Below are 21,446 nucleotides of genomic sequence, written 5' to 3' on the forward strand. Positions count from 1 at the left end.
GCGGCCGGTCCGGCCAGATTTTGGCAAAGCGATTCACGTCCCGGAGGGCCGATGTCCACCCATGTGCGCCATCCGATCTGGCTTCCGGCCCTGCGGCCGGCGGACGCGCGCACCTTCGCCTCGCTCTATGCCGTGGAATCCTTCGCCCGCGCGACGATCTCCAGCGTGATCCCGATCCAGGCCTACGAGATCCTGCACAATGAGCGGATCGTCTCGATCCTCTACACCATCGTGTCGCTGATGGGCCTTTCGGTCACGCTGTTCATGCCGATGCTCATCCGCCGTTTCGCACGGCGCTGGGTCTACACGGCCGGCTGCGTGCTGCTGGCGATCGGCTCGGCCTTCTTCGTCACCCACACGCTGCCCGGACAGATTGCAGGCATGCTGTGCCGCGTCATGGGGGCGAGCGCGCTGTCGATCACGCTCAACCTCTACATCATGGACCACATCCGCAAGACCGACTTCATGCAGGCGGAGTCGCTGCGCATGGCCTGGTCGATGTTCGCCTGGACCGGCGGGCCGACGCTCGGCATCTTCCTCTACACACATTTCGGCATCTATGCCGCGCATGGCGCGGTCGTGGTCTTTGCGTTCGCGCTGCTTTGCCTGTTCTGGTTCTACCGGTTGAGCGACAACCAGTCGATCCGGCCCGGCAAGTCGCGTCCGGCCAATCCGCTCGCCAATATCGGCCGCTTCGTGAAGCAGCCGAGGCTGAGACTTGCCTGGCTGATCGCCTTCGGCCGCTCCTGCTTCTGGACGACGTTCTTCGTCTATGGCCCGCTGTTCATGGTGATCACCGGCGAGGGCAAGCTTGCCGGCGGCCTGCTTGTCTCGGCCGGCAACGCGCTTCTGTTCGTGGCGATCTTCTGGGGCAGGGCCGGCAAGCGCTTCGGCGGAAGGCGGGTCATGACCTTCGCCTATTTCGCCATGGCTGCCATGCTGTTCGCTGCGGGCGGCATCGGCGAGGCCGCGCCGCTGCTCACGGCCGCGCTGCTGCTCTGCGGCGCACTCTTCACCATCGCCCTCGACGCGCTCGGCTCGACCGCCTTCATGCGCTCGGTCCGTTCCTACGAGAAGGCGCAGATGGCGGCGGTCTACCGCACCTATCTCGATTTCTCCGAGCTGACGCCGCCGCTGGTCTGTTCGGTTGTGCTCACCTTCTTCGGCCTGGGATCGGTGTTCGTCACGCTCGGCATGCTGGCCGCCTTCTGCGGCTTCGTCACCTGGCGCTATCTGCCGAAGGCGTTTTGAGCGCCGCGTGGCGCTCGCGCACCCAATCGTGAAAGCGGCGCAGGTCGTATTCCTCGGGCATCAGCACGCCGGCCTCATGGCGCATCGAGCGCAGGCCCTTCTGGTTGACCTCGCAGATCGCGGCGTCTTCCTCAAGCACCTGGGTGCCGAAGGCGACGATGTTGTCGATATCGGTCTTTCCCAATGCATCGGGAGCGAACAGCCATTCGGCGGTGAGCTCGGTCTGCTCGGGGCCGAGCGGGGCGAGCCGCACCGTGCGCATGTAGTCGACATGGCCGACGATGAACATCGAGGGCAGCGACGTGGCATAGGTCTGGCCGGCGGCGCGCTCGGCGGGGGTCAAGCCTGGAAAGACTGGGCCGTGGACGTGGCCGTCCTTCGACCACGTCTCTGCGCCGACGCGCAGGCGGCCGGAAAATTCCGGAGCGTCATTGTCGGCGTGGCGCGCCCATTCGGGATCGTCATGCCTTGCCATTAGCCCGCGGCCGTAGATCGGCACCAGCCGCGACAGATCCTTGTGCACGCCCGGGCAGTGCAGGCACTCGTTGAAGTTTTCCCAGAAAATCTTCCAGTTGCAGTTCATCACCTTGGTGAGCCGATGGCCGGTGACGAGCGTTTCCAGCGGCCAGTTGGAAAGGTCGCCGGAGCCGCGATCGAACGAGCTTTCCGCCGAGTCCTCGGGTTCCTCGGCGAGGTTGATGAAGACGAAGCCGCGCCAGAGCGAGAGCGCGACGCGGTAGAGCGGATAATCGGCCTTGTCGAAGCCTTCGGGCAGCGATTTCGACGGCACGCGCACGAGATCGCCGCGCAGCGAATAGGACCATGCGTGGTAGGGGCAGGTGAGCAGCCTGGCCTTCAGGCGCCCGGCACTTTCCTGGAAAAGCTGCGAGCCGCGATGCCGGCAGGTGTTGTGGAAGGCGCGCAAGGCGCCGGTCTCGTCGCGCAGCACGACGATCTCCTGGCTGGCGATGCGCACCGTTCGGAAGGCAAGCGGCTCGGCGATGTCGGACTCGCGGCAGACCATCAGCCAGCTTCGATACCAGATGGCGTCCAGATCGCGCCGGTATGCTTCGGCATCCCAATAGGCCGCCGGCGGCAAGGTCGGGTGGAGGCTGGTCAGGCCGTTGTAAGGATCGCGTTCGCTCGCATTGGGCTGCATCGGCTTCTCCCGGGTGACGACAGCCGACACCCGGGCCAAGGAGTTGTCAATCGCGAGGCGGACGCATTGTTTCAGTCGCGCAGGAACCTTATGGTCGCGCGCATGCTGCCAAGAACCATGTCGCTTACCGAGGAGCTGGTCGCGCGCTGCTTTCGCGTTGTCGAGGATAGCGGGCCCGATCCTGATGCTGCGCATCTGGATGACGCGGACTATGACGCGATGACGCGCAAGCTGGAGGCTCAGCTTCCCGCCAACGAACCGCTTTGGCTGTTTGGCTACGGCTCCCTGATCTGGAAGCCCGAGATCGAGCATGTCGAGGAGCGGGTGGCCCTGCTGCGCGGCTGGCACAGATCCTTCTGCATGAAGATGACGCGTTGGCGCGGCACCAAGGAAAGCCCGGGCCTGATGATGGCGCTGGACCGGGGCGGACAGTGCAAGGGCGTCGCCTTTCGACTTGGCGATGGCGACCGGCGCGAGCAACTCGACAAGATCCTGCGGCGCGAGGTGACGCTGAAGCCGACCAGCTATCATCCGCGCCTGATCAACATGACGAGCGATGCCGGTCCGTTGCGGGCGCTGGCCTTCGTCATCAATCGCCACGGTACCACCTATGCCGGTCCGTTGAGCGAGGAGGCGGTTGTCGAAAGGCTGGCGACCTCCTGCGGCCATTGGGGCTCGGGCGCCGATTATCTCTACAACACGGTGAAGAACCTGGAGCAGCGCGGAATCCACGATACGCATCTGTGGCGGTTGCAGCAGCTCGTCGCTACTCGGATCGCCGGCTCGAAGCAGTCGTAAGCCGTGCCGCAATCGCGCCGAGCGGTGGCGGAATTTGGTTTGCCGGTCTGAGCGCTTCTGCCTAAAGTCGCGCCCTGTCAGCCCATTGGCTGCCGCAAGAATTCATCCGAGGACCAAGGCAGGAATGACCGGCGCGACAGCCGCGAGCGGCAATAGAGCTTCCAGTCGGAAACTGACATTCATCCTGGGCGGGGCGCGCTCGGGCAAGAGCTCTTATGCCGAGAAGCTGACGACCGCTAACCCGTCGCCCTGGACCTACATCGCCACGGCACAGGCCTATGACGAGGAGATGCGCGAGCGCATTGCGCTGCATCGGTCGCGGCGCGGCGAAGGCTGGGTCACCGTCGACGCGCCGCTCGACCTGGTTGGCGCAATCGAGGCTTTGCCGAATCACGAACCTGTGCTGATCGATTGCCTGACGCTGTGGCTCACCAACCATATGTTGGCCGAGCATGATGTCGAGGCCGAATGCCGGCAACTGGCGAATGTGCTGTCGCGGCCGCGCGGGCCGTGGTTCGTGGTTTCGAACGAGGTCGGGCTCGGCATCGTGCCCGACAATGCGCTGGCGCGCCGGTTCCGCGATGCAGCGGGCCGACTCAACCAGCAGGTCGCGGCCACTGCCGACAATGTGCTGATGATGGTGGCGGGGCTGCCGCTCAAGGTGAAGTGACATGGCCGAAATCGAGGAAAAGGACGCCGAGCGCCATCGCGCCAAGATGGCGAAGCGCAAGGCGGTGCAGGATGCCGAGGTCGCCGGCAAGACGATCGAGAAAGGCCTCCTGATCGTCAACACCGGTCCAGGCAAGGGCAAGACCACGGCCGCGTTCGGCCTGGCGCTGAGGATGCTGGGCTACGGCAAGCGCGTCGGCGTCGTCCAATTCATCAAGGGCAAATGGCATACCGGCGAAAAGGACGCCTTTGCCGCCTTCGGCGACCGCGTCGTCTGGCATGCGATGGGCGAGGGGTTCACGTGGGAGACCCAGGATCTCAAACGCGACATCGCCGCCGCTGAAGCGGCCTGGGTCAAGGCGCTGGAACTAATGGCCGATCCGTCGATCAGCCTCGTGGTGCTCGACGAGCTCAACATCGCGCTGCGCTACGATTATCTCGACCTGGAAAAGGTGGTCGCGGCATTGAAGGCGCGCCGGGACGATCTGCATGTGATCGTCACCGGCCGAAACGCCAAGCCGCTGCTTGTCGAGGCGGCCGATCTGGTCACTGAGATGGGCCTGACGAAGCACCATTTCTCCGCCGGCGTGAAAGCGCAGCAAGGAATTGAGTTCTAAAGCGCGTTGGCGCCTTGGCCGCTGATTTGGATGGTCAGATAGATCACGATCGCCGACAGCACCGCGAATAGGCCGAGCAGCAGCCAATCCGCGACGCGATAAAGTTTCAGCGCCTGGCGGATGTCGGTGCTTTCGGCCTCGCGGCGACCGCCTTCGCCCATGAAGGCGTCCTCGACGACCTCGCCGCCATAGCTGCGCGGTCCGGCGAGCGACAGCCCCAGCGCGCCGGCCATCGCGGCTTCCGGCCAGCCTGCATTGGGCGAGCGGTGTTTCCTGGCATCGCGGCGCATGACGTGCCAGGCGGCGCGTGGATCGGCGCCCGGGACCAGAAAGGCCGCCAGCACGATGAGCAGGCCGGTGAGCCTGGATGCCGGCAGGTTTATCAGATCGTCGAAGCGGGCGGCTGCACGGCCAAAGGCTTCGTGTTTCGGCGTGCGGTGGCCGATCATCGAATCGGCAGTGTTGGCTGCCTTGTAGGCGGCACCTCCGGCAAGGCCGCCGATCCCGGTCCAGAAGGCCGGTGCGACGATGCCATCCGAAAAATTCTCGGCCAGGCTTTCGATCGCCGCGCGGGCGACACCTGCCTTGTCCAACTTTTCAGGATCGCGGCCGACGATGCGTGAGACGGCGATGCGGCCAAGCGTCAGGCCGCCGGTCTCCAGCGCGTCGGCAACCTCCTCGACATGCTCCGCGAGGCTTTTCTGCGACAGCAGCGAGGAACCGAGGATGGCGGCAATGATCAGACCTGTCGGGAACATCAGCCAGAGCAGGACATGCAGCGCAAGGCCGATGAGGCCAGGCACCAGCAAAATAATGAGCAACGCCCGCACACCCTGGCGGCGACGGATTTCGTCGGAATCTGTGGCGCGGTTGAGCCGGCGATCGAGAAAGGATATCAGCCTGCCGATCCAGGTGACCGGATGGCCGATAGCGTTGAACAGCCAGTCCGGATAGCCGAGGACCCGTTCGACGGCGAGTGACAGGAAAGCGATCAGGACAGACATGAAGCTTCTAAGCGGCGCGATCGCGGCGGTTGATCATGGCGGCAGCCTTGGCCGGGCAAGCGCGCTTTTTCCTCATGCGCCACAACCTTTCGTGGACCTCTCGACAGGTATCAACCCGCACTCCTATCCGCTTTTCGAACTGCCCGCCACCGCCCTGACCCGATTGCCGGAGGCAGGACAACTGCGCGAATTGGCCGAAATTGCGGCTGCGGCCTATGGCGCGCCATCTGTGGCGCATGTGGCGGCGGCGCCCGGCACGCAGATTCTGCTGCCGCGTGTGGCTTCGCTGCTGCGGCCCGGCAAGGCGCTGGTGCTCGGCCCGACCTATGCCGAACACGCCCGGGCTGCTGCGATAGCCGGCCATGCGGTTGCGGAGGTCAGCGATTTCGACGCGCTGGCGGACGCGGATCTTGCGGTGCTGGTCAATCCCAACAATCCGGACGGTCGGGTGATCGAAAAGCCGCGCCTGCTTGAACTCGCGGCGCTGCTTCGCGCCAAGGGCGGGCTGCTCGTCGTCGACGAGGCCTTCATGGATGTCGGACCGGTCGAGCAAAGCCTGGCCGGCGATGTCGAGGAGGGCGGCATTGTCGTGCTGCGCTCGTTCGGCAAGTTCTTCGGCCTGGCGGGTGTTCGGCTCGGCTTCGCGTTGGCGGATCCGTTGACGGCCGAACGGCTGGATGCGCAGCTCGGGCCCTGGGCGGTGGCTGGTCCGGCGCTCGAATATGGCATCCGCGCCCTGTCGGATGCGGGATGGCAGGCCGATATGCGGCAACGCCTGGCGCAAGATGCCGGGCGGCTCGACGTCCTGCTTGGCCGATTCGATGTGCCGGTCGCCGGCGGCACCAGCCTATTCCGCTATTTGTCGTTTCCCGAGGCACAGAGCCTGTTTTCGGCGCTTGGTTCAAGTGGCGTGCTCGTCCGCCATTTCGCCGAGCGGCCTGGAGTGCTGCGTGTCGGCCTGCCGGGCAGCGAGGCGGAATGGCTGCGCCTTGAAGGCGCGCTTGCCGCCTGGGCCCAAAATCAAAGAGAAAGAGCATGATGTCGCCCGAAACCGCTTCACACTTTTCGGCATCATGCTCTAGGCGCAAGGATGCGCCGAAGGAGTTCGCACAATGATCCATGTCTGTTCGCTGTCGAAGGTCGACGAGACCGTGGCAAGGACCGGTGCGCAGCGGCTGCTTTCGCTGCTTGCCGCGGGCACGGAAGTGACGCGCCCGGCCTCGATCCTGGCGGAAAACCATCTGCACCTCGTCATGCACGATATCGCTGTGGCGCAGGAAGGCATGACGATGCCAGGTGAGGAGCACGTCCGCGCCTTGCTCGATTTCGCCTACCGTTGGGATCGCGTGAAGCCGCTGGTCGTGCATTGCTATGCCGGCGTGAGCCGCTCGACCGCCTCGGCCTATATCATTGCGGCGGCGCTGGCGCCGAAGCGTGACGAGATGGAACTCGCCAAGACGCTGCGTTTTCTCTCGCCGACCGCAACGCCCAATCCACGATTGATCGCCGTCGCCGACATGCTGCTTCAGCGCGATGGCCGCATGATTACGGCGATCGAGGCGATCGGGCGCGGTGCCGACGCGTTCGAAGGAGTCCCCTTCGAATTGGGGATCGAAGCTTAGATCACAGCGGACGCAGCGCTACGACAGCCAGTCGGTCAGCTTCGCCTTACGCACATCCTTGACCAGATTGATAAATCCGTCTGCCTGATGCTCGGCGGTGAGCCGGCCCTTCTCGGGCGTGGCGATCGAGGCATCGCCGACCACGCCGTTGGGGTTTAGGTCGCTGGCGATCCAGGCGAAGGCGTGCGTTCCGGTGTGGCGCAGCAGGGCGAATTCCTTTTCGGCGCGGCCGACATTGGAGACAAAATTGTCCGCCTTGCCCATGTCGACGAGATCGGGCCGGAAATGCAGCATCAGCGAGGTCTCGACATCACCGCCATGGATGCCGTGACGGTCTTCGAGCTCGGTATACATGCCGGCCGGGCGGCCGAAACGCTGCCAGCTCGTCTTCACCGACAGCATTTTGGCGCGCACACGCAATTCGCGCGAAACGATGCCCATGATCTCTTCATTGCCGCCATGCGAATTGACGATGATCAGCTTTCTGACCCCGGCGCGCGCAATCGACAGGCCAAGCTCGGTCCAGGCATCCACCAGCGTGGTCGCCGGCAGGGTGAGGGTGCCGGGTGCATGCAGGTGCTCGTTCGACTTGCCGACCGCCTGTACCGGCAGGATGCGGATGTCGAGGTCGTCGGGCAGGCGCGCGATCACCGTCTCCAGCATGCCCGTCATGATCGAGGTGTCGGTCGAGACCGGCAGATGCGGGCCATGCTGCTCGATCGCCGCCACCGGAAGCACGGCAATGGTCGCTTCGGCGTCGATCGAGGCATATTCTGTCGTCCGGTAGTCGCCCCACCACACACGTTTTTTGGCCACTCTGGTCTCCGATTGCTCTGCCGTCCGCTCCGTTCGGTGTAATGCGCTTGTTGGCTACGGGCAACGCTATCCCGCCGCCAAGACCTCCACCTCGACCTTGAACTCCGGACGGGCGAAGCCGGAAACGATCATCAGTGTCGATGCCGGCGCGGGATCGGAAAAGAGCCGGTTGCGAACGTCCATATAAGGCTGCAGATGGGCACGATCGGTGACGAAGGCGTTGATGCGCACGGTGTCGTTCAAGGTCAGCCCGGCCTCGCTCAGGATCGCGGCGATATTCTTGAAGCAAAGCTCGGCCTGCGCGCCTGCGTCCTCGGGAACATGGTCGTCAGCGCCGATGCCCAGTTGACCGGAGCACAGCACAAGCCGCTTTCCGGCAGGTATTTCAACGCCGTGGCTGTAACGGGCGAAGGGCGGCTTGATGGTCTTGGGGGCGAGGTATTTCAGCATGGCATTCTCCTGTGCGCCTGCAGACTAAGGCTCGATTCATGAAACCTTCAAGATGCGGTGCATGCCGCCCGAGCGATTATGGACAGGCGTCCAAAAAATAGGCACGATGCCTCGCGCACAGCATGACCCTTCCGGTCTCGGCAATGACTGCCGCGCAAGCGGGCGGCCCGGGCGGTGGCATGTGTCTTGCTTCTTGAACCAATGGTGTCGAGCCCAGCGCGCTGCGCGCCGGAGCCAAGAGAGGGTGAGTTTATGATCGGAAATGGTAAGATCCTGGCGGGCTCGATCGCCTTGCTGGTGGCGGGCACGCTGGCTGCTGCCGCGAACGAGAAGGTGACGTTCGGCACCAACTGGCTGGCCGAGCCGGAGCATGGCGGCTACTACCAGGCCGTTGCCGACGGCACCTATGCCGCCTGCGGCCTCGACGTCACCATCATGCAGGGTGGCCCGCAGGTCAGCGGCCGGCCGATGCTGCTTGCCGGCAAGATCGATTTCTACATGGGCGGCAATCTGCTGTCGGCCTTCGACGCCGTGCAGCAGGGCATCCCGATGCGCGTCGTCGCCGCCGACTTCCAGAAGGACCCGCAGGTCATCATGTCCCAGCCGGGGCAGGGGCTGGACAAATGGGAAGACCTCAAGAACGCCGACCAGTACATCCTCGGGGACGAGGGCGCGCAGACCTTCTTCCAGTGGATGGTGACCGAGCTCGGCTTCGATCCCGCCAAGCGCGTGCCCTACACCTTCAATCCGGCGCCCTTCATCGCCAACAAGAAGTCGATCCAGCAGGGCTATGTCACGTCCGAGCCGTTCGCGGTGCAGAAGGCCGGCGGCTTCGTGCCGAACCAGTTCCTGCTCGCCGACTATGGCTGGGATACCTATGCGACGACCGTCGAGGTGATGCAGGACACGATCGACAAGCGGCCGGAGGTCGTACAGTGCTTCGTCGATGGCTCGGCCAAGGGCTGGTATAATTATCTCTACGGCGACAACAAAGCCGCCAACGACATGATCAAGAAGGACAATCCGGACATGACGGATGAGCAGATCGCCTTCTCGATCGAGCAGCTGAAGAAGTTCGGCGTGGTCGATTCCGGCGATTCGGAGAAGCTTGGCATCGGCGCCATGACCGACGCCCGCATCCAGAGCTTCTACGACAAGATGGTCAAGGCCAAGGTCGCGCAGCCGGGTATCGACATCAAGAAGGCCTACACGCTGGCCTTCGTCAACAAGGGGGTCGGGCTGGAGTTGAAGAAGTAAGGCGGCCTGCCTGAGATGATCCAGGAGAAAGTGGCGCAGAAAACAGCATCGGGCGAGGGCCCGATGCTGTTGTCGCTGCGCAATGTCGGCAAGATCTTTTCCAACGGCGTGACGGCGCTGAGCAAGGTCGACCTCGCCATCCGCGAGGGCGATTTCCTCAGCCTGCTCGGCCCGTCCGGCTGCGGCAAGTCGACGGCGCTCAGGTTGATCGCCGGCCTGTCGACGCCGACCTCCGGGCAGCTCGACTGGCGCGGCTCGATCGACCGCTCGAACATCGGCTTCGTCTTCCAGGAGCCGACGCTGCTGCCTTGGGCGAGCGTCTTCGACAATGTCTGGCTGCCGCTGCGGCTCAAGGGCGTGTCGCGGGCAAAGGCCGAACCCGCCGTCATGGAGATGCTGGCGCGCGTCCACCTCAACGGTTTCGAGAATTCCGTGCCGCGCGAGCTTTCCGGCGGCATGAAGATGCGCGTTTCGATCGCACGGGCCATGGTGACCAAGCCGCGCATCCTCCTGATGGACGAGCCGTTCGCGGCGCTGGATGAGATCACCCGCTTCAAGCTCAACAACGACCTTCTGGAACTGTGGCAGGACGAGCGTTTCACTGTGGTCTTCGTCACCCACAGCGTCTTCGAAAGCGTGTTCCTGTCCAGCCGCGTCGTCGTCATGGCCGCGCGGCCCGGCCGCGTTTTCGGCGAGCTCCCCATCAGCGCGCCTTATCCGCGCGACGAGGTATTCCGGACCTCACCGGACTACGCCGCGCTTTGCCGCCAGGCTTCGGACGTGCTGGTCGACGCCATCAACTCAACCGCCGGACCACACCATGACGGCCATTGAAGACGCCACGTTGAAGCTGGATCCCGAAGAGGCGCGGCGCGTGCGCCAGGAGCGGCTGGAACGTATCGGCAAATGGGTGCTGCCGCTGGCGATCATGGTGCTGGCGATCTGGCTGTGGGATCGGATCTGCGTCTGGAACGAGATCCCGCAATATATCCTGCCGCGGCCGGGCGTGGTGCTGCAGACGCTGCACAATGATGCCCGGCTGTTGTTCTCCTCGCTGCTGGTGACGCTCAGGATCACCTTCCTCAGCCTGTTGCTCGCGGTCATCGGCGGCGTCGGGCTGGCGGTGCTGTTCGCGCAGTCGAAATGGGTGGAGATGTCGTTCTTCCCTTTCGCCATCGTGCTGCAGGTGACGCCGATCGTGGCCATCTTCCCGCTGATCAACATCTATGTGAACAACCAGACCGTCAAACTGCTGCTCTGCGCCTGGATCGTCGCCTTCTTCCCGATCCTCTCCAACACCACGCTCGGGCTGAACTCCGTCGACAGGAACCTGCGCGACCTGTTCAAGCTCAACGGCGCGACACGCTGGCAGCAATTGCGCTATCTGCGCCTGCCGGCGGCGATGCCCTATTTCCTCGGCGGACTGAAAATCGCTGGCGGCCTGTCGCTGATCGGCGCCGTGGTCGCCGAATTCGTCGCCGGCGCGCAGGGGCAGTCGTCGGGGCTTGCCTCGCGTATCATCGAGGCCGGCTACCGGCTCAACGCGCCACGCCTGTTCGCGGCGCTGATCCTGATCTCGCTCACCGGCATCCTGATTTTCCTGGTGCTGTCGCTGGTGTCGCATCTGATCCTGCGCCGCTGGCACGAGAGTGCGCTCAAGCAGGAGCGCTAGAGTGGTGGGAGCCCCAGAGGAAATCGCGAAGAGGACCAGATCTTGATACCTGCCTCTGGTTCGTACCTGCTTGCCAATGCTCGCGTTCACCGTTCGCTGACGCCCGGGCTTGCCGCAAGTTACGACGCTGATGGTTTCGCGCTTGCCGACATGGCCGTTACCGGCGGCAAGATTTCGAGCATTGCGGCGCGTGGGAGATCGAAGACGCCAGCCGACGCAATCGATCTTGCCGGCCGGATCGTGCTGCCGTGTTTCGTCGACTGTCATACCCATATCGACAAGGGCCATATCTGGCCGCGAAAGCCCAATCCCGACGGCACCTTCATGGGCGCGCTCAACGCCACAGGTGCCGACCGCACCGCGCGGTGGAGCGCGGAAGATGTCGCGCGGCGCATGGATTTCTCGCTGCGCTCGGCCTACGCGCATGGCACCAAGGCCTTGCGCACCCACCTCGACAGCGTGCGACCGCAAGAAGAGATCTCCTGGCCGGTGTTCGAGATGATGCGGGAAAAATGGCGCGGCAGGATCGATCTGCAAGCCGCCTGCCTGCTCGGCATCGAAGGCGTGCGCGACAAGGGCTGGTTCGACAAGCTGGCCAAACGCGTCGCGGCGGCCAAGGGTGTGCTCGGCGTCGTCACCTATATGGTGTCCGATCTCGAGGAACTGCTCGACCAGGTTTTCGCTGAAGCGATCAGGCATGGGCTCGATCTCGACTTCCATGCCGACGAGACCGACGACGTCGCGGCGATCTCGCTGAAGAAGATCGCCGAGGCGTCGCTGTGGAGCGGCTTTGAGGGCAACATCCTGGTCGGCCATTGCTGCTCGCTGGCGCGGCAACCGGACCTCGAGGTTCTCGACACGCTGGACAAGGTGGCGAAGGCCCGGCTCGCCGTGGTGTCGCTGCCGATGTGCAATCTCTATCTGCAGGACCGGCGCAACAATCACACCACCCCGCGCTGGCGCGGCGTGACGCTGCTGCACGAGATGAAGGCGCGCGGCATCAAGGTGGCGGTCGCCTCCGACAACACGCGCGATCCATTCTACGCCTATGGCGATCTCGACATGCTGGAAGTCTATCGCATGGCGACACGCATCCTGCACTTCGACCATCCGGTCGGCGACTGGCCGAAGGCGGTGGCGGCGACGCCGGCCGAGGTGATGCGGCTCGACGATGCCGGGAAGCTTGCTGCCGGCGGCAGCGCCGACTTCATCGTCTTCAAGGGACGCAGCTGGACCGAATTGCTGTCGCGGCCCGAATCGGATCGCATCGTCGTGCGCGAGGGCAGGGCGATCGAACGCCAACTGCCCGACTATGCCGAACTCGACGAATTGATGGTGGGATGATGGATATCGCAGCGCTGAAGCGCGACCTCGACGGGATCAAGATCGACGACCACCCGGCCATCGTCCAGCAGAAGAGCCGCGACTTCTACTGGTACAGCCCGGTGCTGAAGGCACAGCTCGATCATGTGAAAGGCGATCTCATAGTAACACCGAAGGACGAGGACGAGGTCATCCGCGTGCTTGCCGCCTGTCACAAGCACGGCGTGCCGGTGACGCCGCGCGGCAGCGGCACCGGCAATTACGGGCAGGCGATGCCGTTGTCGGGAGGCGTGGTGCTCAACCTCGCCGAGATGAACGCGATCAAGTCGATCGCGCCTGGGCGCGTGGTGACCGGACCGGGCGCGGTGCTCGCCGAGATCGACAAGGCGACGCGGGCGCATTCCAGCCAGGAACTGCGCATGTCTCCCTCGACCTACAACACCGCCTCGATCGGCGGCTTCGTCGCCGGCGGCTCGGGCGGCGTTGGCTCGATCCGCTGGGGCGGGTTGCGCGACCTCGGCAATGTCATTCGCCTGCGGACCGTGACCATGGAAGCCGAGCCGCGCGTCATGGAGCTCACCGGCGAAGAGGTGCTCAAGGTGATGCACGCCTACGGCACCAACGGCATCATCACCGAGGTCGAAATGCCGCTGACGGCCTCCTATGACTGGATCGACGTCATTGTCGGTTTCGACGATTTCATGGACGCGGCCGGGTTCGGCAACGATCTCGCCGTGCAGGACGGCATCTTGGCCAAGCTGATCACGCCGATCGCCGCGCCTATCCCTTACGACTATTTCAAGCGGCACCAGAAATTCTTCCGGCGCGAGCAGAGCATCGTCGTGTGCATGATCGCGCCGCATGCGATGGACGCCTTTATCGCCTTCGTGCGCAGCACCAGGGGCGAGATCGTGTTCCGGGCCGACCGGGAGACCGACCTCAAAGGGCTCCCGCCGGCCTATGAGCTCACCTGGAACCACACGACGCTGCGCGCTATCCGGGTCGATCCGACGATCACCTATCTGCAGGCACGCTACCCGTCGCCGGATCATCTCGCCCATGTCAAGGCGATGGTCGAGCGGTTTGGTGACGAGGTGCCGGCGCATCTCGAGTTCATCCGCTTCGACGGCGCGATCGGCGCCGCCGGCCTGCCGCTGGTGCGCTACACCACGGAAGAGCGGCTCAACGAGATCATTCGCATCCACGAGGACAATGGCTGCTGGATCTTCAACCCGCATCGCTACACGCTGGAGGAGGGAGGCATGAAGCGAACGGACGATGTGCAGCTTGCCTTCAAGCGCCAGACCGATCCACAAGGGCTGCTCAACCCCGGCAAGATGATAGCCTGGGAAAACCCCGCCTACGATTATCGCTCGGGCAAGCCCTTCCTGTTCAAGGGCCTGCAAAAGGCGGGCTGATGAACATCCTCGTGCTCTACGCGCATCCGGTGGAGACCAGCTTCAACGCCGGCCTGCACCGGACGATCGTCGAGCGCCTGACCGCGGCGGGTCATACGATTGATGACTGCGATCTCTATGCCGAGAATTTCGATCCGCGGCTGACGCGGACTGAGCGGCTTGGCTATCACGACCAGCGCAGTCCTGCCGATGCTGTCGCCGGCTATGTCGGAAGGCTGCGCAATGCCGAAGCGCTGGTGCTGTCCTTCCCGGTCTGGAACTACGGCTATCCGGCGATCCTGAAAGGCTTCTTCGATCGCGTCTTCCTGCCCGGCGTGTCGTTCAAGCTGGTCGACGGCAAGGTGCGGCCGACACTGCACAATATCCGCAAGATGGCGGCCATCACCACCTACGGCGGCAGCCGCTTCCGCGCCATGCTGATGGGCGACCCGCCACGCAAGATCGTCAAGCGCATGCTGCGAGCGACCATCAGGCCCGGCGCTCCCGTTTCCTATCTCGCGCACTATTCGATGAATCTTTCGACCGATGAGACGCGCAAGGCCTTCATGGCAAAGGTCGCGGCGACAATGGACGCCTTCTGATGCGCGTGCTGGTGGTCTATTGCCATCCGGTGCCGGAAAGCTACTGCGCGGCGATCCGCGACACGGCGATCGAGGTGCTGACGCGAAGAGGCTGGGATGTGCGTTTGCTGGACCTCTATGCAGAGAATTTCGATCCGGTGATGAGCTGCGAGGAACGGCGTTTCTACAACGACCGCGCGCCTGAGGATCCGGCGCTCAAGCCGCACTTCGACCTTCTTATGTGGGCCGAGGCGATCCTCTTCATCTATCCGACCTGGTGGTACGGATTGCCGGCGATGCTGAAGGGCTGGTTCGACCGGGTCTGGGCGACCGACATCGCGTTTAAGCTGCCGGCCGGGAAGGGGCGTATCACGTCGCTGATGCGGCATGTGACCAAGGTCGGCGTCATCACCACCTGCGGCGCTCCGACCTGGTGGAGCGTCGTCGTCGGCCAGCCGGGCCGCAAGACGATCCTGCGCGGCATGCGTGCGCTGTGCGCCACGCGCTGCAAGACGTTCTTCCTGGCGCACTATCTGATGGATTCGTCCACGCCGAAGACGAGAGCGGCGTTTTTGGGGAAGGTGAGGGCGAAGCTGGAGCGGTTTTGAGGTTAGCTTTCTTCTCCCCGTTCTACGGGGAGAAGATGGCGGCAGCCAGATGAGGGGCGGCGCGAACTTACGAGAGGCTGGCGCTGCCCCTCATCCGCCCTTCGGGCACCTTCTCCCCGCGGAACGGGGAGAAGGAAGAGATCACATCCTCACCCTCTCCGCCTTGGGATCATACATCGGCTTCAGCGAAGCCTCCGCGGCAAACCGTTCGCCGGCGATCTCCACCTCGTAGGATGAGCCAAGCACATCCGCCTCGCTCTCGCCCTGGCAGGGGACATAGCCAAGCCCGATCGCGCCACCGAGGTGGTGGCCGTAATTGCCTGATGTGATCGGGCCGACAATCCGGTCGTCGCGCAGGATCGCTTCGTTGTGGAAGAGCAGGGGCTGGGGGTCTTTCAGGCGGAACTGCACCAGCCGGCGCGACAGGCCGGCTTCCTTTTTCCTGAGCACCGCGTCCCGTCCGATGAAACCGGCCTTGCTCGTTTTCACCGCGAAGCCCAGGCCGGCCTCCAGCACATTGTCCTCGTCGGTGATGTCGTGGCCGAAATGGCGGAAAGCCTTTTCGATGCGGCAGGAATCCAGCGTATGCAGGCCGCAGAGCTTCAGGCCGACATCGGCGCCGGCTTCCATGATCGCTTCGAAGACATGGGCCGCCTGCTCGGTCGAGACATAGAGTTCCCAGCCAAGCTCGCCGACATAGGTGACGCGATGGGCGCGGGCCAGCCCCATGCCGATCTCGATCTCCTGAAACGTGCCGAACGGATTGGCCTCGTTGGAAAAATCGTTCGGGCTGACCTTCTGGATCAGTTTTCGCGCTTCCGGTCCCATCAGGCAGATGACGGCTTCGGCCGCGGTCACGTCGGTGATGACGACGAACTCGTCCGCGACATGCTTTCTCAGCCAGGCGAGATCGCGCTGCAGCGTGGCGCCCGGCACGACGAGGAAATAGGCCGTCTCCGAAAGCCGCGTCACGGTGAGGTCACTCTCGATGCCGCCGCGCTGGTTGAGCATCTGGGTGTAGACGATCTTGCCTGGCGCGACGTCCATGTCGTTGGCGCAGAGCCGCTGCAGGAAGGCGCAGGCATCGCGGCCCTCGACGCGGATCTTGCCGAAGGAGGTCATGTCGAACAGGCCGACGCCGTTGCGCACGGCGAGATGCTCGTCGCGCTGGTTGTCGAACCAGTTCTGCCGCTTCCAGGAATAGCGGTATTCGCGCTCCTGGCCTTCGCGGGCGAACCAGTTGGCGCGCTCCCAGCCCGCCACCTCGCCGAAGACGGCGCCGCGTGCCTTGAGATGCTCGTGCAAGGGCGAGCGGCGCACGCCGCGTGAGGTCGCCATCTGGCGGTAGGGGAAATGGTCGGCATAGAGCAGGCCGAGCGTTTCCGAGACGCGCTCCTTGAGGTAGCGGCGGTTCTTCTGGAAAGGCTGGGCGCGGCGGATGTCGACTTCCCAGAGGTCGAAGGGCGCCTCGCCGTCATTGATCCACTGCGCCAGCGCCATGCCGGCGCCTCCAGAGGAGACGATGCCGATCGAATTGTAGCCGGTCGCCATCCAGTAGCCGGCGAGTTCCGGCGCCTCGCCGAGATAGTAGCGGTCGTCGGGGGTAAAGCTTTCGGGGCCATTGAAGAAGGTATGGATGCCGGCGGTGCCCAGCATCGGCATGCGGTTGACACCCATTTCGAGGATCGGCTCGAAATGGTCCATGTCCTCGGGCAACTGGTCGAAGCAAAAATCCTCGCGGATGCCGTCCATGCCCCAGGGTTTTGCGACCGGCTCGAAGGCCCCCAGCATCATCTTGCCGGCGTCCTCCTTGTAGTAGGCGCATTCGTCCGGGACGCGCAGCACCGGTAGACGAGAGAGGCCCGGGATCGGTTCGGTGACGAGATAGAAATGCTCGCAGGCGTGCAGTGGGATGGTGACGCCATTCTGCCGCCCAAGCTCGCGCGCCCACATGCCGGCGCAGTTGACGACGATGTCGGTCTCGATCGTGCCTTCTTCCTCGTCCTGCGCCCAGGAGACGCCGGAGACGCGACCGTTCCTGGTGTGGACCTTGGTGACCTTGACGTTCTCGATGATGGTCGCGCCGCGCTGGCGCGCGCCCTTGGCCAGCGCCATGGCGATGTTGGCCGGATCGCACTGGCCGTCGAGCGGCAGATGCACGGCGCCGACCACATCCGAGACATTGAGATGCGGATACATCTCCTTGACCTCGCCCGGCGAAATCTCGCGCACGTCGACATCGAAGGCGCGGGCGAGCGATGCCTGCCGGTAGATCTCGTGCTTGCGCTCCTCGGTCAGCGCGACGGTGATCGAGCCGACCTGGCGCATGCCGGTGCCGACATCGGTCTCGGCCTCGAGCTTGACGTAGAGGTCGGCCGAGTATTTTGCCAGCCGCGTCATGTTCTGCGAGCCGCGCAATTGGCCGATCAGGCCGGCCGCATGCCAGGTGGTGCCGGAGGTGAGTTGCTTGCGTTCGAGCAGCACGATGTCGGTCCAGCCGAGCTTGGCCAGGTGATAGGCAACCGAGCAGCCGGAGACGCCGCCGCCGATGATCACGGCACGGGCTTTGGTGGGAACAGTCTTGGTCATGCGGCCTCGCGGCGGTAGTTGGAAGCAAAGCGGCGCAGGCGAAGTGCTGCTTCCTTGAGAACGGGCTCGGGCTGGCAGAGACTGATGCGGATATGGCCGGCGGCGGCCTCGCCGAAGCTCGACCCCGGCATGACGCCAACCTTCTCTTTATCGAGCAGGCCCCAGGCGAATTTCTCATCGTCGGGCTCGATGGCGGAAATGTCCAGCATGACATACATGCCGCCTTGCGAGCCGTGCACGGTGACATCGTTCATGCCGCGCACGGCCTCCAGCATCAGGGCGCGGCGCGCCGCATAACGCTCGGCGATTTCCTTGACGCCATAGTGGTTCTCGAGCGCTTCGGCGCAGGCGATCGAGATGAAGGCGGGCAGGCCGTAGGTCGTCACCAGGTTGAGGTCGGTGAGCAGCCGGATCATCTCTGTCGGGCCGGTCAGCCAGCCCATGCGCCATCCGGTCATGCCATGGCTTTTCGACATTGAGTTGATGACCAGCGTACGCTCGGCCATGCCCGGCAGCGAGCGCGGCGAGATGTGCTCGCCGCCGCCGAGCGTCCAGTAGACCTCGTCGGACAGCAGCCAGAGATCGTGCTCCTTGCAGATATCGGCCAATTCCTCGAGCCGCTCGCGCGAATAGACCGCACCGGTCGGGTTGTTCGGCGTGTTGATCAGGATAGCGCGGGTGTGGGGCTTCAGCGCGGCGCGGATCATGTCGGCGCGGGGTTGAAAACCGTTTTCCGCAGGCGTCTCGACCACAGTGAATGTCGCCCCCGCAGCGCTGAAGGTGTTGGGATAGGTGGCGTAGTAGGGCGCAACCACGATGGCGTGGTCGCCCGGATCGAGCACGGTCTGCACGGCGGCATAGAGCGCAGCCTGGCCGCCTTGCGTGGCGATGATCTCGTCAGGTTCCGTCTCGATGCCGGTGCAAGCGGTGGACGCCGCCGCCATCGCCTTGCGCAGGCGCGGCAGGCCGGGCAGCGGCGTATAATGATGGTTGCTGCCGCGCACGGCATTGACGCAGGCTTCGATCGTTTCCGAAGGCGTGTCGAAGTCGTGGTCGCCCACCGACAGCATGATGATGTCCTCGCCGGCCTGCTGGCGCGCCCAGGCGGCCGAGTGGACTTCCCAGCCGTCCTTGCCGGAAGGCACGATGCCGGTAATGCGCTTCGACGGTTTCGGCATCAGGCTCTCAACCTCTCATTCTTCGGATCCCAAAGCGGCTCGTCATTTTGCACGACCGCCTTGAAGCGATCGCCAAAAATCTCGACCTCGACCGCCGTGCCCGGCTCCGTGAGATCGGCGCGCAGCATGCCGAGCGCGATCGACTTGTCGACACGGTGGCCCCAGCCACCAGACGTCGTCTCGCCGACTATCTTGCCGTCATGCCAGAGCGTCGACATGTAGGGCGCGTCGCAGTCGTCTGGGTTCTCGACGACCAGAGTGACAAAGCGCTTCTTCACGCCCTGCTGCTTCTCGTTGAGCAAAGCCGCCTTGCCGCGGAAATCGGGCTTGTCCCATTTGACGAAGCGCTCCAGCCCGCCCTGCAGGATCGAATAGTCGGTCGACAGATCGCCCTTCCAGGCGCGGTAGCCTTTTTCGAGCCGCAGCGAATCCAGCGCATACATGCCGAAGGGTTTCAGGCCGTGCTTCTGGCCGGCTGCCCAGACGGTGTCGAAGACAGCCGTCGTGTCGGCAACCTTAGTGTGGATTTCCCAGCCGAGCTCGCCGGCGAAGGAGACGCGCACCAGCTTTGCCCAGCGTCCTGCGATGGTCGTTTCCTGATGCGTCAGCCAGGGCAGGGTCAAGTCGGCGTCACAAACCTCGGCCAGGATTTTTCGCGAATTCGGGCCGGCGAGGATTTGCGTCGAGTACTCCTCCGTCCGATCGGTCAGCGTGAAGGCGGCGTCGGCGGGCATGCGCGACTTCAGCCATTCGAAATCGTGCCACTGTGCCACCGCCGCGGTGATCAGCGTCATCTGGTCCTCGCCATGGCGCACCACCGACATTTCGGTGACGATGCGGCCCTTGTCGTCCGAGAAATAGACGAGGCCGATGCGGCCGGGCTTCGGCACGAGGCCGGTGACCTGTAAGGCCAGCCATTCGGCGGCGCCCGGGCCTTCGAGGTTGAAGCGTGAGAAGCCGGGCAGGTCAAGGATGCCGGCGGCATCGCGTACGGCGAGGCATTCCTCCCGCACGGCCGGGTGCCACGGCCCTTCGCGTCGGAAAGTGAGCGTCGCTTCTTCGGAGGTATCGTCGCCCGGCCTCGCATACCAGGTGGCGCGTTCCCAGCCATTATAGGCGTCGAACTGGCCGCCTAGCGCCTTGATGCGCTCATGCAGCGGCGACAGCTTGCGATTGCGCCCCTCCGGCCAGGCATGGCGCGGGAACTGGATGGCGTATTCGTTGCCGTAGATCTCCATGCCCTTGGCGACGCAATAATCGGGCGCCGAGGCGAAGCTGGTGAAACGGCGCGGATCGCAAGACCACATGTCCCATTCGGTCTGGCCTTCGGTCACCCATTCGGCCAGCACCTTGCCGGCGCCGCCGCCCTGGGCAATGCCGAAGGTGAAGACGCAGGCCTCGAAGGCGTTCGGCACGCCGGGCATCGGCCCGATCAGCGGGTTGCCGTCGGGCGCGTAGGGGATCGGACCGTTGATCACCTTGGACAGGCCGGCGGTGCCGAGGATCGGCACGCGGGCAACGGCGTCGGCGAGATAGTGCTCGAGACGGTCGAGATCGTCGGGGAAAAGCTGGAAGGAAAAATCCTCCGGCATCGGATCGTTGTGGGTCGCCCAATGCGCGCGGCAATTGCGCTCATAGGGGCCGAGATTCATGCCGCTCTTTTCCTGGCGCAGGTAATAGGACGTATCGACGTCGCGCAGCAGCGGCAGCTTATGGCCCTGCTCCTTCGTCCAGGCGGCGAGCTCGGGAATCTCCTCGAACAATATGTACTGATGGCTCATCACCATCATCGGCACGTCGCGGCCGAACATTTTTCCAACCTCGGCGGCGCGGTAGCCGGCGGCGTTGACGACGATCTCACAGCGAATTTCGCCCTGCGGGGTAGCGACCACCCATTCGCCATTCTCGCGGCGAACGCCGGTGACCGGGCAGAAGCGGATGATTTTCGCGCCCATGTCGCGCGCGCCCTTGGCTAAGGCCTGTGTCAGCTGCGCCGGGTCGATGTCGCCGTCGCTCGGATCGTAGAGCGCGCCCTTCAGATCATGCGTCTCGATGAAAGGGTAACGGCGCTTGATCTCGTCGAGGCCGACGACGTCGATATCCATGCCCTGGTAGCGGCCCATGCCCTTGGCGCGCTGGAATTCCTGCATGCGCTCCTTCGTATGGGCGAGCCGGAGCGAGCCGGTGACATGGTAGTTCATCGGATAGTCGACCGCTTCGGCCAGACCCCGGTAAAGCTCGGTGGAATAGCGCTGCATGTTCATCAGCGACCAGGACGATGAGAAGGTCGGCACATTGCCGGCGGCATGCCAGGTCGAGCCGGAGGTCAGCTCGTTCTTTTCCAGAAGCACGCAGTCGGTCCAGCCCGCCTTGCAGAGATGATAGAGCGATGAGCAGCCGACGACACCGCCTCCAATGATCACCACGCGTGCCGTGGTCGGTAAACCGGCCATTT

Annotated in this window: 20 protein-coding genes; 13 read left to right on the forward strand and 7 right to left on the reverse strand. The window is 64.2% G+C overall.

Annotated elements, in window-relative coordinates:
* Positions 1-51 precede the first annotated feature (51 nt).
* Entirely contained in the window at positions 52-1,251 is a 1,200-nt protein-coding gene (locus DPM35_RS11340; RefSeq protein ID WP_112127375.1) for an MFS transporter, read from the forward strand.
* Here the strand turns inward: DPM35_RS11340 and DPM35_RS11345 are convergent.
* Entirely contained in the window at positions 1,220-2,410 is a 1,191-nt protein-coding gene (locus tag DPM35_RS11345; protein WP_112127777.1) for an aromatic ring-hydroxylating oxygenase subunit alpha, read from the reverse strand. The genes DPM35_RS11340 and DPM35_RS11345 overlap by 32 nt on opposite strands.
* Positions 2,411-2,512: 102 nt before the next feature.
* Between DPM35_RS11345 and DPM35_RS11350 the strand changes: the two genes are divergently transcribed.
* The 3 genes from DPM35_RS11350 (at position 2,513) to cobO (ending at position 4,494) form a co-directional block, all read left to right on the forward strand.
* On the forward strand, positions 2,513-3,208 hold the full coding sequence (locus DPM35_RS11350) for a gamma-glutamylcyclotransferase (RefSeq protein ID WP_112127778.1): 696 nt from the start codon (positions 2,513-2,515) through the stop codon (positions 3,206-3,208).
* 124 nt (positions 3,209-3,332) lie between these two features.
* The gene (gene cobU, locus DPM35_RS11355; RefSeq protein WP_112127376.1) at positions 3,333-3,878 is read left to right on the forward strand and encodes a bifunctional adenosylcobinamide kinase/adenosylcobinamide-phosphate guanylyltransferase; all 546 of its coding nucleotides are present in this window, start codon (positions 3,333-3,335) and stop codon (positions 3,876-3,878) included.
* Between the two features lies 1 nt (position 3,879).
* Positions 3,880-4,494: a cob(I)yrinic acid a,c-diamide adenosyltransferase gene (gene cobO / locus DPM35_RS11360; RefSeq protein ID WP_112127377.1), complete on the forward strand. Its 615-nt coding sequence runs from the start codon at positions 3,880-3,882 to the stop codon at positions 4,492-4,494.
* Here cobO and cbiB read toward each other — a convergent pair.
* Positions 4,491-5,498: an adenosylcobinamide-phosphate synthase CbiB gene (gene cbiB / locus DPM35_RS11365; RefSeq protein WP_112127378.1), complete on the reverse strand. Its 1,008-nt coding sequence runs from the start codon at positions 5,496-5,498 to the stop codon at positions 4,491-4,493. The two genes, cobO and cbiB, sit on opposite strands and share 4 nt — an antisense overlap.
* On the opposite strand from cbiB, the gene cobD reads away from it, so the two are divergent.
* Both cobD and DPM35_RS11375 read left to right on the forward strand, forming a co-directional pair.
* A complete protein-coding gene (gene cobD, locus DPM35_RS11370) occupies positions 5,497-6,537 on the forward strand; it encodes a threonine-phosphate decarboxylase CobD (RefSeq protein WP_112127379.1) in 1,041 nt (346 codons plus the stop codon). The two genes, cbiB and cobD, sit on opposite strands and share 2 nt — an antisense overlap.
* 73 nt (positions 6,538-6,610) lie before the next feature.
* Entirely contained in the window at positions 6,611-7,120 is a 510-nt protein-coding gene (locus DPM35_RS11375) for a tyrosine phosphatase family protein (protein WP_112127380.1), read from the forward strand.
* Positions 7,121-7,138: 18 nt separating this feature from the next.
* On the opposite strand, the gene DPM35_RS11380 is transcribed toward DPM35_RS11375, so the two are convergent.
* Positions 7,139-7,936: a creatininase family protein gene (locus tag DPM35_RS11380; RefSeq protein WP_112127381.1), complete on the reverse strand. Its 798-nt coding sequence runs from the start codon at positions 7,934-7,936 to the stop codon at positions 7,139-7,141.
* Between the two features lie 66 nt (positions 7,937-8,002).
* Positions 8,003-8,386 carry a RidA family protein gene (locus tag DPM35_RS11385; protein WP_112127382.1) on the reverse strand — a complete coding sequence of 128 codons (384 nt, stop codon included), beginning with the start codon at positions 8,384-8,386 and terminating at the stop codon, positions 8,003-8,005.
* A 252-nt stretch (positions 8,387-8,638) separates the two neighbouring features.
* On the opposite strand from DPM35_RS11385, the gene DPM35_RS11390 reads away from it, so the two are divergent.
* The 7 genes from DPM35_RS11390 to DPM35_RS11420 are packed head-to-tail and all read left to right on the forward strand — an operon-like array spanning position 8,639 to position 15,224.
* Positions 8,639-9,643: an ABC transporter substrate-binding protein gene (locus DPM35_RS11390; RefSeq protein ID WP_112127383.1), complete on the forward strand. Its 1,005-nt coding sequence runs from the start codon at positions 8,639-8,641 to the stop codon at positions 9,641-9,643.
* Between the two features lie 15 nt (positions 9,644-9,658).
* The gene (locus tag DPM35_RS11395) at positions 9,659-10,477 is read left to right on the forward strand and encodes an ABC transporter ATP-binding protein (protein ID WP_112127384.1); all 819 of its coding nucleotides are present in this window, start codon (positions 9,659-9,661) and stop codon (positions 10,475-10,477) included.
* Positions 10,464-11,315 carry an ABC transporter permease gene (locus DPM35_RS11400; protein ID WP_112127385.1) on the forward strand — a complete coding sequence of 284 codons (852 nt, stop codon included), beginning with the start codon at positions 10,464-10,466 and terminating at the stop codon, positions 11,313-11,315. Before DPM35_RS11395 ends, DPM35_RS11400 begins: the two co-directional genes overlap by 14 nt.
* A gap of 42 nt (positions 11,316-11,357) precedes the next feature.
* Positions 11,358-12,659 carry a cytosine deaminase gene (locus DPM35_RS11405; RefSeq protein WP_112127386.1) on the forward strand — a complete coding sequence of 434 codons (1,302 nt, stop codon included), beginning with the start codon at positions 11,358-11,360 and terminating at the stop codon, positions 12,657-12,659.
* Positions 12,659-14,056, forward strand: a complete 1,398-nt coding sequence (locus tag DPM35_RS11410; protein ID WP_112127387.1) for an FAD-binding oxidoreductase — start codon at positions 12,659-12,661, stop codon at positions 14,054-14,056. The genes DPM35_RS11405 and DPM35_RS11410 overlap by 1 nt, the downstream gene beginning before the upstream one ends.
* Positions 14,056-14,637 (forward strand): NAD(P)H-dependent oxidoreductase, encoded by a 582-nt coding sequence (locus tag DPM35_RS11415; RefSeq protein WP_181591991.1) that lies wholly within the window; start codon positions 14,056-14,058, stop codon positions 14,635-14,637. The genes DPM35_RS11410 and DPM35_RS11415 overlap by 1 nt, the downstream gene beginning before the upstream one ends.
* The gene (locus DPM35_RS11420; protein WP_112127389.1) at positions 14,637-15,224 is read left to right on the forward strand and encodes an NAD(P)H-dependent oxidoreductase; all 588 of its coding nucleotides are present in this window, start codon (positions 14,637-14,639) and stop codon (positions 15,222-15,224) included. Before DPM35_RS11415 ends, DPM35_RS11420 begins: the two co-directional genes overlap by 1 nt.
* A 141-nt stretch (positions 15,225-15,365) precedes the next feature.
* On the opposite strand, the gene DPM35_RS11425 is transcribed toward DPM35_RS11420, so the two are convergent.
* Genes DPM35_RS11425 through DPM35_RS11435 form a run of 3 tightly spaced genes read right to left on the reverse strand, consistent with a single transcriptional unit; the run spans position 15,366 to position 21,444 of the window.
* Positions 15,366-17,813 carry a GcvT family protein gene (locus DPM35_RS11425; RefSeq protein ID WP_112127390.1) on the reverse strand — a complete coding sequence of 816 codons (2,448 nt, stop codon included), beginning with the start codon at positions 17,811-17,813 and terminating at the stop codon, positions 15,366-15,368.
* Positions 17,810-18,991 carry a pyridoxal phosphate-dependent aminotransferase gene (locus DPM35_RS11430; protein ID WP_112127391.1) on the reverse strand — a complete coding sequence of 394 codons (1,182 nt, stop codon included), beginning with the start codon at positions 18,989-18,991 and terminating at the stop codon, positions 17,810-17,812. The genes DPM35_RS11425 and DPM35_RS11430 overlap by 4 nt, the downstream gene beginning before the upstream one ends.
* Positions 18,991-21,444 carry a GcvT family protein gene (locus tag DPM35_RS11435; protein ID WP_112127392.1) on the reverse strand — a complete coding sequence of 818 codons (2,454 nt, stop codon included), beginning with the start codon at positions 21,442-21,444 and terminating at the stop codon, positions 18,991-18,993. The genes DPM35_RS11430 and DPM35_RS11435 overlap by 1 nt, the downstream gene beginning before the upstream one ends.
* Positions 21,445-21,446: the final 2 nt, after the last annotated feature.

Origin of the sequence: Mesorhizobium atlanticum (assembly GCF_003289965.1) — a bacterium.
Classification (GTDB): domain Bacteria; phylum Pseudomonadota; class Alphaproteobacteria; order Rhizobiales; family Rhizobiaceae; genus Mesorhizobium; species Mesorhizobium atlanticum.